Below are 12714 nucleotides of genomic sequence, written 5' to 3' on the forward strand. Positions count from 1 at the left end.
CTCGAACAGTCAGCGCAGGGTCGCGAGGTTCGAGATCGACTGGTGCACATCCGATTCGAGCACCTTGGCGACGAGTCGGCCCACCGCGCCGCTGAGGAGTCCGCCGGACAGCTCGGCGGAGAGGTCGAAGTGCGATCCGTCGACGATCTCGTCCACCTTCATCGCCAGGTCGATCTTAACCCCGCCGCGGCCGGTGCCCGACAGCGCGATGAGTCGTGGTTCGTCGTAGTCGGTGACGGTCCAGTGGATGACGTTGCGGAACCCCTTGACCTTGATCAGCGACGAGATCGTGGTGCCCTCGCTGATCGTGTCCGGTACCGGGGACCGCCAACCGCCGAAGATGGTCATCCACTCGTCGAACCGTGCGAGGTTGCTGGCGAGCGCCCAGGCGGCGCCCGGATCGAGGTCGGAGTCGTAACCGACGGAGACTGTGGCCACTGAATAGCTCCCATCCGTGAGGGTGGTCCGTGCCGGGAGTTGTCTTACCCCGCTCCGGGTCGTGCACTCGGGTGATGGCTTTCGGGTCGTGACCACCGAATGTAGCGGAGTATCGACAACCGTGCGGGTCCGGCGTCGCGCGACCACGCGCGGCGGGGACGCCGTCGGCTACTCCTCGTCCGCGTCCTGCGCTGGTCGGACCGCATCGCGCAGTGCTTCGGCGAGCGGTTCGGCGCAGAGTCCGCGCTGCCAGGGTCGGGCGCCCGAGGCGGCGAGGCGGGCGTCGAGATTCTCGGCGGTGACCTCTCCGTCGAGACCATCCCAGCAGAGCTGTCTGACGAGATCGGGGGCCAGGAGATTCTCCACGGGCAGGGTGTGGGCCTCGGCGATGTCTTTCAGTACCGGCCGCACCGCGAGCAGACGCGCGTTCGCCTCGGGGTTCCGCTGTTCCCACCTGCTGACGGGTGGCAAACCGGGGCCGTTGGTCTTGCGCGAGGGGAGTTTGCTGTCGGGGAGTTCGCGCGCCCGCTGCAGGGCGCTGAGCCAGACGTTGGCCTGTCTGCGTTGCCGGGGACCGCCGAACACCGGCAGCCGGGTCAGTTCGGACGCCGTCTTGGGATCGACGGTCGCTGCGTTGACGATGGCGGTGTCGGGCAGGATGCGCCCCGGCGCGACATCGCGTCGTTCCGCCAGCTCCTCGCGCGCGGTCCACAGTTCCCGGACCGCGGCGAGGGTGCGGGTGGACTTGATGGTGTGGATGTTCGATGTCTTGCGCCAGCGGTCGGTGCGTGGGGGAGCGGGTGGACGCTTCAGTACGTAGGCGAATTCTTCACGCGCCCAACCGTCTTTGCCGTCGTCGGCGAGAGCGGCGTCCATCGCGTCGCGCAGCTCCACCAGCACCTCGACGTCGAGCGCGGCGTAGTTCAGCCAGTCGGCGGGCAGGGGTCGCCGCGACCAGTCCGCGGCGCCGTGCCCCTTGAGCAGACCGAGTCCCAGGAACTGGGCGACCATGGCCGCGAGATTGACCTTCGCAAGCCCGAGCAGTCGACCCGCCAGTTCGGTGTCGTACAGCTCGACGCACTCGAAACCGAGCTCCCGGAGGCAGGGGAGATCCTGGTCGGCGGCATGCAGGACCCACTCCGGTCCGCGCAACGCGTCGATGACGGGCGCCAGCGCCGCGGGATCGCCGATCGGGTCGAGCAGGAAGCTGCCCGCCCCATGACGCTTGATCTGGATCAGGTAGGCGCGCTGGGAGTATCGGTAACCCGACGCACGTTCGGTGTCGAGTGCGATCGGTCCGCTGCCGGCTGCCAGTGCAGCCGCCGCGTCGGCGAACTCCGCCGCGGTGGACAGCACCGGGGGAACGCCACCCGCGGGTTCGAGTAGTGGCGTGACCTCCGGTGCCGGGTCATCGGCGCCGCCGCCTGCACCCTCGGTCCCGGATGCCACGACCTCCGGTTCGGTCGAACCGGTTGCCTCGCTCACGTCGCGCCGAGTTCGGTCACGCCGACCGGCGGGAGTCCGGCCGCCGAGGCCAGGACGTCGCAGAATGCTTCGAGGTGACTGTTGAGGCCGTCGGCGGTGAGGGCCGTCCAGGAGGCACGCACCTCGAGCTGGTGGGCCCGTGGCGGACCGGCGATGTCGCCGTAGCGGACGGACGTGGTGGAGGTGACGGTCCCGCCCAGTGCGGTGACCTCGATGCGGGTGCCGGTGTCGTCCGGGGTCGAGCCCGCCCCGACGGGGACGCCGAGTGCGTCGCTGAGCCAGCTCCAGGCCACCTCGGGGAGCAGCGGGTCCATCGCCAGCGCGGCCTCGACCTCGGCCTGCAGGAACGCGACGAGTCGGATCGTGCCGTTCCAGGCGTCCTGGCCGGCGGGGTCGTACAGCAGGATCAGACGACCGAACGCGCTGCCCTGCGCGTCCGCGGGGATGTCGTCGAGGTCCTCGGGCGGGCGCACCTCGGCGCCGACGGCGTAGCTGTACGGCGCCAGGCGTTGCGGCGGCCGGATGGGTCCGACCTCGATCTCACGGCGGACCCGGGCAGCGTGCAGCGACTCCACCGCCGCGCGGAAATCAGCAGGCTCGTCCTGAGCTCCCGAAGAGGTCACCGTTCGACCGTAGGGGTGGGGTGCCCGACCAGCGCGGAGGCGCGCCGATGCAGCCCGCCCCCGACATCGGGTGAGGTGGTTGCGCAGGGCTTTCCCGGGCGAATCGGGGGCATGGCAGAGTAAGCGGTGATGACGAACGCAACTGGTACCCGGGTCCATAGGTCGCACCTGCCGCTGGTCGCCGCGGCCACCGGCACGACCCCGTCACGCCGACCGGTGTGGTTCATGCGGCAAGCAGGCCGCTCCCTGCCGGAGTATCGGGCGATCCGCGCCGATCACGGCATGCTCGAGTCCTGCTTCGACGCCGAGCTGGTCTGCGAGATCACCATGCAGCCGGTGCGCCGACACGATGTGGACGCCGCGATCCTGTTCTCCGACATCGTCGTGCCGCTCAAGGCCGCGGGCATCGACCTCGACATCGTCGCGGGCACCGGGCCGGTCATCGCCGAGCCGGTGCGCTCGGCGGAGGCGGTGTCGCGGATCCCGCGTCTGGAACCCGCTGCCGTGGGATCGATCTCGCGCGCCATCGGATTGCTGCTCGACGAGCTGGGCGACACCGCGCTCATCGGCTTCGCCGGCGCCCCCTTCACCCTCGCCTCCTACCTCATCGAGGGCGGCCCGAGCCGCAACTACGAACGCACCAAGGCGATGATGCACGGCGACCCGGAGACCTGGGCCGAACTGATGGCGCGTCTCGCCGACATCACCATCGCGTTCCTCCGCGTGCAGCTCGACGCGGGTGTCGACGCCGTCCAGCTCTTCGACTCGTGGGCGGGCATGCTGTCGGCCGCCGACTATCAGCGGTTCGTGGCGCCGCACAGTGCCCGGGTACTCGCCGAAGTCGCCGAGTACGGGGTGCCGCGCATCCATTTCGGCGTCGGCACCGGGGAACTGCTCGCCCCGATGGCCCATGTCGGTGCCGATGTGATCGGCGTCGACTGGCGTGTCCCCCTCGAGGAGGCCGTTCGCCGTGTCGGTCCGGGCAAGGCCGTGCAGGGCAACCTCGATCCGACGCTGCTGTTCGCCGGCCAGGATGTGGTGGACAGCGAGGTGCGCCGGGTCGTCGCCGACGGCGACCGCGCGGTGGCGGCCGGGGCGATCGGGCACATCTTCAACCTGGGTCACGGCGTGCTGCCCGGCACCGACCCTGACGTGCTGACCAGGGCCGTCGAGCTCGTCCACAGCATCTGATGCCCGGTGTGGCCCGGATTGCGATCGTCGGGGGTGGCATCTCCGGTCTGACCGCCGCGTACCGCCTGCGCCGCGCACTCGGGGCCGAGACGACGCTCGACCTGTTCGAGGCCTCGGACCGGATCGGTGGGGTCCTCCACACGACCACCGTCGGTGGTCAAACCGTCGACGTGGGTGCCGAGGCGTTCATCGTGCGACGTCCCGAAGCGCTGGAGCTGGTCACCGAACTCGGTCTGGCCGATCGGATCGTGTCGCCGACGCCACGACGCCCAGCGGTCTGGTCCGGCGGCCGGTTGCATCCGCTGCCGAGTCCCGCGCTGATGGGCATACCCGCCACGCCCGCGGCAGTGGAGGGTCTCGTCGCGTCGGGCGACCTCGACCGCATGGCCGCCGAGGCCGAACGCCCCCTGGGCTGGCGGACCGGGGCCGACCCCAGCGTCGGCGCCCTCGTCGCCGACCGGTTCGGGGAGTCGGTGGTGGCCCGCAGTGTCGACCCCATGCTCGGCGGCGTGTACTCGAGCCTCGCCGGCGACATCGGGCTGCGGGAGGCCATGCCGGCCCTCGCGGCGCGGCTCGACGGGGGAGCGCCGTCGCTGACCGCGGCGGTGAACGAGCTCATCACGGCCGGAGCGTCCGTGTCCGGTCCCGTCTTCGGCACCCTGGTGGGCGGTTACGGCGTCCTGCTCGATGCCCTGCGCGGTGCGGCCGCCGCCGACGTCCGTGTCGCGTCTCGCGTGCTGGGCGTCGAACCGGCCGGGGATGGATGGCGGGTCCACACCGACGACACCGCACACGCCTACGACGCCGTGGTCCTGGCGACACCGGCGTGGGAGTCGGGCCGGCTTCTGCGCCGGTCCGTGCCTGAACTGGCCGCGCCGCTCGAGGCCGTCCGGGCGGCGTCTTCCGTGGTGGTGTCGATCGCGTTGGCCCCCTCGACCCCGCTCCCCGAGCATTCCGGAGTTCTGGTCGGTACCGGAGAGGGATTGCGCGCCAAGGCATTCACGTTCAGTTCGCAGAAGTGGGCGCATCTGGCGGCTCCGGACCGGCCGGTGTCGGTGCGGGCGTCGTTCGGACGGTTCGGTGCGCCCGTACCGGACGAGAGCGTCGACGATCAGTTGCGCGCCGAGGCGCTCGAGGACCTCGACGAGGTGTGTCGGGCGGCCGGTGCCGCCCCGGTGTCGGACCGTGTCATCGACACCCGGGTGCGACGCTGGAACGGCGGGCTCCCGGTCTACGGACCAGGCCATCTGACGGAGATGGCGCGGATCATCACCGCCCGCCCGCGGCGCCTGGCCCTCACGGGATCGTCGTACGCCGGTGTCGGGGTGCCGGCGTGTATCGGTCAGGCCGGACGCGCGGCTGCCGCGCTGCTCGACGACCTCAGCTGATCGGTCGCCACGGCTGACCTGACTGGTCGACGCGGCGAGGCCGGTGGCACGATGGCAGCCATGAGCCGCTTGGATTACGCAGAACTCAACTCGACGATCCGCTACCTGATGTTCTCGGTGTTCGCGGTCCGGCCGGGCGAACTCGGCACCGACCGGGACCAGGCCAAATCCGATGCCACGGACTTCTTCAAGTCACTCGAGGACTCCGGTGTCGTGGTCCGCGGCGTCTACGACGTCTCCGGTCTGCGCGCCGATGCCGACTTCATGATCTGGTGGCACGCGGAGGATGTCGAGCCCATCCAGGCGGCCTACGCGAAGTTCCGGCGCGAGACCGTCCTCGGGCGGGCGTGCAACGCGGTGTGGAGCAATGTCGCGCTGCATCGACCCGCCGAGTTCAACAAGAGCCACATCCCGGCCTTCCTCGCCGGCGAGGATCCGGGCAACTACATCTGCGTGTACCCGTTCGTCCGTTCCTACGAGTGGTACCTGCTGCCCGACGAGGAGCGTCGCAAGATGCTGGCCGATCACGGGAAGGCGGCCCGCGCCTACAAGGACGTCCGTGCCAACACCGTCTCGTCGTTCGCCCTCGGTGACTACGAGTGGCTGCTGGCGTTCGAGGCGCCGGAGCTCCACCGCATCGTCGACCTCATGCGTGACCTGCGCGCCACCGAGGCCCGCATGCATGTGCGCGAGGAGACGCCGTTCTTCACCGGACCGCGTGTCGAGGTGCCGGCGCTGATCGACGCCCTGCCCTGAGAGTCGGAATCGGTAGCGCCAGTGGGGATATGACGCCCACTGGTGCTACCGATCGCGGCTATTCGGCCGGTTCCAGCGTCAGGCTGATCGAGTTGATGCAGTACCGCAGATCGGTAGGGGTGTCGTAGCCCTCGCCCTCGAAGACGTGGCCGAGGTGGCTCTTGCAGTTGGCACAGAGCACCTCCACCCGCCGCATGCCCAGCGAGGTGTCCTCGAGTTCGATGATCTTGTCGCCGGCCAGCGGGGAGAAGAACGACGGCCAGCCGCAGTGCGACTCGAACTTGTGCTCGCTGCGGAACAGTTCGGTGTTGCACGCCCGGCAGCGGTAGATGCCGACGGTCTTGGTGTCTGTGTACTCGCCGGTGAACGGCGCCTCGGTCCCGGCCTGGCGCAGGACGCGGTATTCGGCAGGGCTGAGGCGCTGCCGCCACTGTTCGTCGGTGAGTTCGGCGGCGTTCGCGGTGGGATTGTCGACGTGATCCTCGGGGCGGGTCGACGCGGTGCTGTCGGTCATGGACTCCACGGTAGCGCGGCCCGCGGCAGAGGCCTCGGTTCCGGGGGCGCAGGCTCCGACGACTCTCAGGTCGACTTGGACAGCGAGGCTGCGGGCTCCGCCTCGGGTGTGTCCCCGGCCGCGGTCGGCGGTCCGGTTTCCGACCGCACCGGCAGCATCGCCCCGGCCACACCGTCGGCGCGCATGTCGAGGTAGCGGAACAGCAGCGAGCAGAAGACGGCGATCATCAGCAGGGACCAGCCCCAGGTGACCTTGTTGTACTCGACCATCCAGCCGAAGGCCGTCCAGCGCTGGGAGTAGAAGCCGTCGAACGTCATGCAGCCGTAGACGCCGAGCCAGGCCGGCCAGTTGCGCATCGGTGATCCGGGGAGCAGCACCGTCATCAGCAGTGGGAACAGCAGCATCGAGTAGTAGCCCTGGCCGAGGGAGCCGACGAGGAACGTCGTGCACAGCAGCACGCCCGACGACGCGGCGAGCCAGAGCAGCTCGTTGGTCTTGCGGTAGTAGCGGTAGAGGAACCACAGCGAGAAGATCGCCATCACCACGAAAGCGACCCGCAGCAACAGGACCAGCCACGGGGCGACCCCGAAGTACGCGCCGTTGCCGGCGATCGAGCTGTTGTAGTAGTCGCGCGCCTCACCCAGATAGGGCAAGGTTCGGCTGACGAACGCGTCGGCGTCGACCGACAGGGGCCACGCGACGACGGTCAGGATGACCGGGATCGCGATGGCGAGGACGAAGACACGCCACTGCCGGTTGAGGAGCGGGAGGAGCATCAGCGGCGCCAGCACGGGTTTGACCGCAAGGGTGAGCCCCATCGGGACGCCGGCCCACCAGTCGTGCCGGGATCGCAACAGCATGAGGAACGCGACGAGTCCGAGCAGTACGAACGAATTGAAGTTGGTGAAGACGAGTGTGTGCGAGACGGTTTCGGTGCTGAAGAAGAAGAACAGCACCGCCGGTGTGACCCACGAGTTGAGCGCGTACCCGAACATCCGGGTGAGCAGGTAGGCGCTGATGAGCAGAGCGATGACGCTGACCGCGATGAACGCCCATCGCGCCCGTTCGTAGTCGATGACCGCCACCGGAGCCATCAACAGCGTCCCCGACGGGGGGTAGAGGTAATGCGGGTCCACGGTCGCGTAGTTCTCGCCGTACACCGGCAGGTTGTTGAGGAAGTTGTAGGCCGCGGAGTACACCGGCTTGAAGTCGTCGGTGCGGTCGCCGTTGACCCCCAGGAACACCGAGCGGTGTACGACCATCAGGAGGCTGATCGGCCAGAGCACCATCGGGATGATCCGCTGAGCACTCATCTGGGGATAGAGGTACCTGTCGAGAACGGCCACCCGCGAACCGTACTACGGGCGACTGAGAGCCCGACCAGAACCCTGTGGCATCTCAGACGGGACAGCCGCGCTGGGTCGGCCCCGACAGCGGCGTCGTCTCGACGTACTGCGCAGCGACCTCGGCCGCACACGCGCTGCGACCCAGCACCGAGTAACCCAGACCGTCCCAGGTGACGGTCACCGGCTCCGAGCCCGCGTTCATGAACAGCGGGACGAGCGCGTTGGCACCGTCACCTCCGTTGATCGAGTCCCGCGTCCCGTTGAGGACGAGCGGATCAGCGGGGAGCGAGGTCGGCGGACGCACCGGGTCACCGGCCGCCCAGCCGTTGCACCGGACCAGCGACAACGCGCTGTTCGCGCCGGTCAGCGGATTCTGCTTGGACCAGGCGTCGATGAGTCCGGGCACCTCGTTCTGGCCGACCGGTCCGGTCACGTCGTTGCACCGGGAGACCAGTGCCCCGTCGGGCAGCCGAAGCGTCGCCGCCTGGTCGGCGAGACGGACCAGGGCGGCGGTCTGGCCGCGATCGGCGGCATCGATCGCGGAGGCGAGATCCAGGAGCGACTGGGGACGGTCGGGGGCCAGTGCGAGGGTCGTCGTGATGGCGTTGAGCGCAGCGGTGTCGGAGAGCGAGCCGAGATCCCCGGCACGCGCCTTGCCGAGCAGGCCGGTCAACTTGGCCACACCGTTGGCGCCGAGGGCGCAGCCCGGAAGCGCGGAGCAGCGCTGGGCGAAGCCCTGCAACGCGACCTGAACACCGCGCGCCTGCGACTGCGCGCGGTCGCGGGCATTCGCGCCGAACGGTGTCGGGGTGTCGAGGATGATCCGCCCGGCCCGTCCGCCGTACAGGGATGCGTAGCTCAGGACGACGTCGGAGCCTTCTCCGACGCCGATCAGACCCAGATGGTCGACGTTCCACCGCTGCCGCAAGGTCTCGAGATCGGCGGCCGCGCTCGCCGCACCGAAGTCGAGTTGATAGGGGGTGAGCGTCTCGGTGCAGCCGTCGGACGCCGACGACGCGGCCGATGCCAGTCGGGAGATCCGCGCGTCGGTGGTGGTCCCGCGTTCGGAAAGCCCGTTGTCGGCGATCGTCGTGCGTTCCAACCGGGTCATGCAGTCGAGGTCGCTGCTGAGCGGGATGCCGCGATGATCGACAGCCACCACGGGATGCGACGCGAGCAGTGTGCGGCCGGCACCCGAGGTCATCACCATGAGGGTGCGCGAGGAGGGCAGGTCGGAGCCGGAGGTCAGGACGAGGGGTGCGGCGTCCGCGGGGGTCTCGGCGGTGCGAGCGCGCGTCAGTGCGATCGACACGACCTCACCGTCGGGCTTGTTCCGGTCGATCGGGGAGTCGTACTCGGCGCACTCGATGGTCACGCCTTCGGGACGCGCGATCTCGTACCGGTTGCTCGTCGCCGACGCGCATTCGCTCCACTCGAGATCGGACTTCGGGGCGCTCAGCGCCGGTGCGGGAGGTTCCGTCGACGACGACGGAGGCGGCCCCTGCTGTCCCGCGCCGCCCGGGATGAGGTCGGGCCCGCGATCGGGACCCACCGCGCATGAGGACAAGGCGATCACGGCGGTCAGGCCGAGGACGACACCGGCGACGGCCTTACGACGAATGGTCGGGGCCGCGCTGCCTGCGGGGGTGTGCGCTCGTGGCATGACCGCGAGGGTAGTCAACAGTTCTGAGAGGAGGCCCGTCACGGGTGTCGTCCCGCGCGGCGCCACCGCGTGAAGACGAATCCGTCGTCGTCGGTGATGATCGAGGCCGGCTCCATGGGGCGGAGGGTCGCCGTCTCGGCGTCTGGGTGGTCGACGACGATGCGGCCGGCGGTGCCGCCGACCAGGTACGGGCTGGTCGTGAGGCACAGCTCGTCGAGCGCGCCGGCACCGGCGAGCGAACCGAGCAGACTCGGACCGCCCTCACACAGCACACGCGACCAACCGCGCTCGCCGCACCGGGTGAGAACCGACGCGATGTCCACGGCGTCGTCGCCGCAGTCGATCAGGGTGGCACCGGCGTCGGTGAGCGCTCTTCTGCGGTCCGCCGGTGCGTCTCGGCACGTGAACACCACGGTCTGCGGGTCGATGACGGGGGCGTAGTCGGGTGGCACCGACAGCGACTTCGAGACGAGGGCGAGAACCGGCGCGGGCTGCTGGCCGTCGGCGTGACGCAGCGCGGCGAAGACGGCGTCGGGCTGCGGCTGACCGTAGTCCTCGGTGGTCGCGGTACCGGCGCCCACGAGGATCACGTCGGCGAGGCCGCGCAGGACGCGGAACAGGGCCTTGTCCCCGTCGCCGCCGAGACCTCCGGACCGTCCCTCGACGGTGACCGCCCCGTCGATCGACGACACCATGTTGGCTCGCACGAACGGCGCGACCGGTCCGGACCCCGTCGTCACTCGGGGCGGATAGGCGTACCGGTGGGCGAGCCAGAGCAGCGTGTCGTCGCCGGGCTGCGCGGCGTCAGATGTGACCTGGGTCGCTTTCTGCAGGTGGAACATGTGTTGATCATTCCGGAGATGGCTACTCTCCACACATGGTGGCCCGATTATGCGATCGCAACCCCGCGACCTCGCCCGACGTACTCATCGATCAGATGGTGCCCCCGTCGACGTTCGACGAGGTGAGTTTCGACTCCTACATCCCGGACCCCGATGAGCCTTCGCAGGCCGAGGCGGTCGCCAAGGCTCGCGACTTCGTGGCGCGGGCCTCGAAGGCCCGCTCGGGCAAGAAGGGCCTCTTCTCGCGCAAGACGCAAGCGCAGGGGATCGGTCTGTACCTCGACGGCGGGTTCGGTGTCGGTAAGACCCACCTCCTGGCGTCGATCTACCACTCGATGCCCGAGCCGAAGTCGTTCGCGACCTTCGTCGAGGTCACGCACGTGGTCGGTGCTCTCGGCTTCGTGAACGCGGTGGAGCGGCTCTCCCAGCACACGGTGCTGTGTATCGACGAATTCGAGCTCGACGATCCGGGCGACACCATGTTGGTCTCGCGGCTGCTCACGGAACTGACCGCCAAGGGCGTCTCGATCGTGGCCACCTCGAACACGCTGCCGGGACAGCTCGGCGAGGGTCGTTTCGCCGCCCAGGACTTCCTGCGTGAGATCCGCAAACTGTCCGCGGTGTTCGAGACTGTCCGCGTCGACGGACCCGACTACCGTCATCGTGACCTGCCCCCGGCCCCCGATCCGCGTAGCGAGTCCGAACTCGCCGAGCTCGCCGAATCGACCAGTGGTGCGACGCTCGACGACTTCGACGCGCTGTGCGACCACCTCAGCACCCTGCACCCGTCGAAGTACAAGGACCTCGTCGAAGGGGTCTCGCTGGTCTGCATCTCGGGTGTCCATCCCGCCAAGGACCAGTCGGTCGCGCTGCGCATCGTGGTGTTGGCCGACCGGCTCTACGACGCCAACATCCCCGTGACGGTGGCCGGCGCCAAGCTCGACGAGATCTTCACCGAGGAGATGCTCGCCGGCGGGTATCGCAAGAAGTACCTCCGCGCGACGTCGCGTCTGCTGGCACTCTCGCGGTTCGCCGAGTCGGCGGTCTGACAGGTCGGGGCTGGTTCGGTCCCGCTCACAACTCCCGCGTCAAGACGTAGTCGTGTTCGGTACTGCTGCCGAGGGTGAATGTCTTTTCCCCGACGCGCGTGAAATCCATCTTCGCGTAGAAGCGCTGGGCACGCGCGTTCTCCTGGTTGACGCCGAGCCACACGACGCTGCTGCCGTGTGATCGGGCACGCTCGAGCGCCGCGGTCATCAACAGACGGGACGGGCTGGCTCCCGGGCGGGAGTGATGGTCGGGGAGTACGTACAGCTTCGACACCTCGGTCACCGGGCGATCGGTGACGACCGCGCACACATCGGGGTCGGTGGGTTCCCGGTGCAGGATCAGCGCGTAACCCACGATCGGACCGCCGACGCCGTCCCGTGCCACGAGGACGTCGCTCTGTGGCGCGGTGATGTGTTCGCGAAAATTGTTCTCGCGCAGGTTGTTCTCGATGAAACCGGTGATGTCGTCGGGTGTCGCGTGCGGCGGGCAGGCAAGCGGGAACGTGCGTGCGGCCACATCCGCGACCGCGGCCGCGGCGGCGGGATCGGTCACTAGTTCGACGGTGAAGGCGGTGTCGTACGCGTCTGTCACGAGAGCGGGCGCGCCGGGTCGGCGGTCCAGGCGTTCATCGAACCGTCGTAGACGGCGACGTCGTCTCGTCCGAGTGTCCGGAGCGCGAGAGCAGCAGCGGTGGCGGCGATTCCGCCGCCGCAGTAGGTGACCGGACGCACCGCTGGATCGAGGGCACCCGCCTCGTCGAACAGTCGACGCAGTTCCTCGAGCGACCGGAGCCGACCGGAGTCGTCGACCAACTCGACGAAGGGGACGTTGACGCTGCCCGGGATGTGGGCGGCGGCGAACGAGTCCCGATCGAGGGCGTTGATGAGCAGCACAGACCGATCCTCGGTGGCGGCGACGACCTCGTCGGTGGACACGATGCGTTCGGGTCGGTGACGCGGAGTGAACGACGCTGTGGGAGGGATGATCTCGCCGGTCTCGACCGGTAGCCCGGCTGTCGTCCACGCGGAGTAGCCGCCATCCAGGACGAGCACGTCGTCGAATCCCTCGAGTCCGAACTGCCACCACAGGCGGGTTGCCCAGATGCCGTTGGCGGTGTCGTAGACGACGACGGTCGAGTCGTCGCCGATCCCGAGGGCGCCGACCGCCGCGGCGAATCGAGCCGGGTCCGCGGCGGCGAAGGGCGCGTCGCCGTCGGGGTCGCTGAGGTCGGTGATCTGGTCGGCGAACACCGCGCCGGGCAGGTGGCCGGCCCGATAGGTCTCCCGGCCGGAGGCGACATGGGCGCCGTCGGCGTCGAAGCTGAGGTGGACGGTGCCGTCGACGACACGCAGGTTCTTCTCGCCGAGACGCGCGGCGAGGTCCGGTGCGGAGATGAGCGGGGTCATGACAGACACGGT

At 69.3% G+C, this 12714-nt stretch carries 13 protein-coding genes; 4 read left to right on the plus strand and 9 right to left on the minus strand.

Features of this window, described 5'->3' with window-relative positions; translation table 11 throughout:
• Window positions 1–9: 9 nt before the first annotated feature.
• The 3 genes from ACSUZC_RS10780 to ACSUZC_RS10790 form a co-directional block, all read right to left on the minus strand.
• Window positions 10–438, minus strand: coding sequence for a type II toxin-antitoxin system Rv0910 family toxin (locus tag ACSUZC_RS10780; RefSeq protein ID WP_439032764.1), 429 nt, complete (start codon window positions 436–438; stop codon window positions 10–12).
• Window positions 439–606: 168 nt separating this feature from the next.
• Window positions 607–1887, minus strand: a complete 1281-nt coding sequence (locus tag ACSUZC_RS10785) for an HRDC domain-containing protein (protein ID WP_439033088.1) — start codon at window positions 1885–1887, stop codon at window positions 607–609.
• A 32-nt stretch (window positions 1888–1919) separates the two neighbouring features.
• On the minus strand, window positions 1920–2546 hold the full coding sequence (locus tag ACSUZC_RS10790; protein ID WP_439032765.1) for a DUF3000 domain-containing protein: 627 nt from the start codon (window positions 2544–2546) through the stop codon (window positions 1920–1922).
• Between the two features lie 129 nt (window positions 2547–2675).
• Here ACSUZC_RS10790 and hemE point away from each other — a divergent pair, with 129 nt between their 5' ends.
• Genes hemE through hemQ form a run of 3 tightly spaced genes read left to right on the plus strand, consistent with a single transcriptional unit; the run spans window position 2676 to window position 5881 of the window.
• On the plus strand, window positions 2676–3737 hold the full coding sequence (hemE, locus tag ACSUZC_RS10795) for a uroporphyrinogen decarboxylase (protein WP_439032766.1): 1062 nt from the start codon (window positions 2676–2678) through the stop codon (window positions 3735–3737).
• A complete protein-coding gene (locus tag ACSUZC_RS10800) occupies window positions 3737–5125 on the plus strand; it encodes an FAD-dependent oxidoreductase (protein WP_439032767.1) in 1389 nt (462 codons plus the stop codon). Before hemE ends, ACSUZC_RS10800 begins: the two co-directional genes overlap by 1 nt.
• A gap of 60 nt (window positions 5126–5185) precedes the next feature.
• On the plus strand, window positions 5186–5881 hold the full coding sequence (gene hemQ / locus ACSUZC_RS10805; protein ID WP_439032768.1) for a hydrogen peroxide-dependent heme synthase: 696 nt from the start codon (window positions 5186–5188) through the stop codon (window positions 5879–5881).
• 58 nt (window positions 5882–5939) lie between these two features.
• On the opposite strand, the gene msrB is transcribed toward hemQ, so the two are convergent.
• From msrB to ACSUZC_RS10825, 4 genes are all read right to left on the minus strand, one after another.
• The gene (msrB, locus tag ACSUZC_RS10810; protein ID WP_439032769.1) at window positions 5940–6395 is read right to left on the minus strand and encodes a peptide-methionine (R)-S-oxide reductase MsrB; all 456 of its coding nucleotides are present in this window, start codon (window positions 6393–6395) and stop codon (window positions 5940–5942) included.
• Between the two features lie 65 nt (window positions 6396–6460).
• Window positions 6461–7741 (minus strand): glycosyltransferase family 87 protein, encoded by a 1281-nt coding sequence (locus ACSUZC_RS10815; RefSeq protein ID WP_439032770.1) that lies wholly within the window; start codon window positions 7739–7741, stop codon window positions 6461–6463.
• A gap of 52 nt (window positions 7742–7793) precedes the next feature.
• Complete coding sequence (locus ACSUZC_RS10820) at window positions 7794–9404, minus strand: alpha/beta hydrolase (RefSeq protein ID WP_439032771.1); 1611 nt, start codon at window positions 9402–9404, stop codon at window positions 7794–7796.
• 38 nt (window positions 9405–9442) lie between these two features.
• On the minus strand, window positions 9443–10246 hold the full coding sequence (locus ACSUZC_RS10825; protein WP_439032772.1) for a dihydrofolate reductase family protein: 804 nt from the start codon (window positions 10244–10246) through the stop codon (window positions 9443–9445).
• A 35-nt stretch (window positions 10247–10281) separates the two neighbouring features.
• On the opposite strand from ACSUZC_RS10825, the gene zapE reads away from it, so the two are divergent.
• Entirely contained in the window at window positions 10282–11295 is a 1014-nt protein-coding gene (gene zapE, locus ACSUZC_RS10830; protein WP_439032773.1) for a cell division protein ZapE, read from the plus strand.
• Between the two features lie 25 nt (window positions 11296–11320).
• Here zapE and ACSUZC_RS10835 read toward each other — a convergent pair whose 3' ends face one another.
• Together ACSUZC_RS10835 and ACSUZC_RS10840 are read right to left on the minus strand one after the other, a co-directional pair.
• A complete protein-coding gene (locus ACSUZC_RS10835) occupies window positions 11321–11848 on the minus strand; it encodes a GNAT family N-acetyltransferase (protein WP_439032774.1) in 528 nt (175 codons plus the stop codon).
• A 35-nt stretch (window positions 11849–11883) separates the two neighbouring features.
• Window positions 11884–12702, minus strand: coding sequence for a sulfurtransferase (locus tag ACSUZC_RS10840; RefSeq protein WP_439032775.1), 819 nt, complete (start codon window positions 12700–12702; stop codon window positions 11884–11886).
• Window positions 12703–12714: the final 12 nt, after the last annotated feature.

It is taken from the genome of Gordonia terrae, from assembly GCF_051789125.1.
GTDB classification, from domain to species: domain Bacteria; phylum Actinomycetota; class Actinomycetes; order Mycobacteriales; family Mycobacteriaceae; genus Gordonia; species Gordonia terrae_A.

What these genes read in the sequence shown, in the direction of transcription:
- hemE (WP_439032766.1), top strand. Translation starts at nt 2,676, where the DNA reads ATGACGAACGCAACTGGTACCCGGGTCCATAGGTCGCACCTGCCGCTG.
- ACSUZC_RS10800 (WP_439032767.1), top strand. Translation starts at nt 3,737, where the DNA reads ATGCCCGGTGTGGCCCGGATTGCGATCGTCGGGGGTGGCATCTCCGGT.
- hemQ (WP_439032768.1), top strand. Translation starts at nt 5,186, where the DNA reads ATGAGCCGCTTGGATTACGCAGAACTCAACTCGACGATCCGCTACCTG.
- msrB (WP_439032769.1), bottom strand. Translation starts at nt 6,395, where the DNA reads ATGACCGACAGCACCGCGTCGACCCGCCCCGAGGATCACGTCGACAAT.
- ACSUZC_RS10820 (WP_439032771.1), bottom strand. Translation starts at nt 9,404, where the DNA reads ATGCCACGAGCGCACACCCCCGCAGGCAGCGCGGCCCCGACCATTCGT.
- ACSUZC_RS10825 (WP_439032772.1), bottom strand. Translation starts at nt 10,246, where the DNA reads ATGTTCCACCTGCAGAAAGCGACCCAGGTCACATCTGACGCCGCGCAG.
- zapE (WP_439032773.1), top strand. Translation starts at nt 10,282, where the DNA reads ATGGTGGCCCGATTATGCGATCGCAACCCCGCGACCTCGCCCGACGTA.
- ACSUZC_RS10840 (WP_439032775.1), bottom strand. Translation starts at nt 12,702, where the DNA reads ATGACCCCGCTCATCTCCGCACCGGACCTCGCCGCGCGTCTCGGCGAG.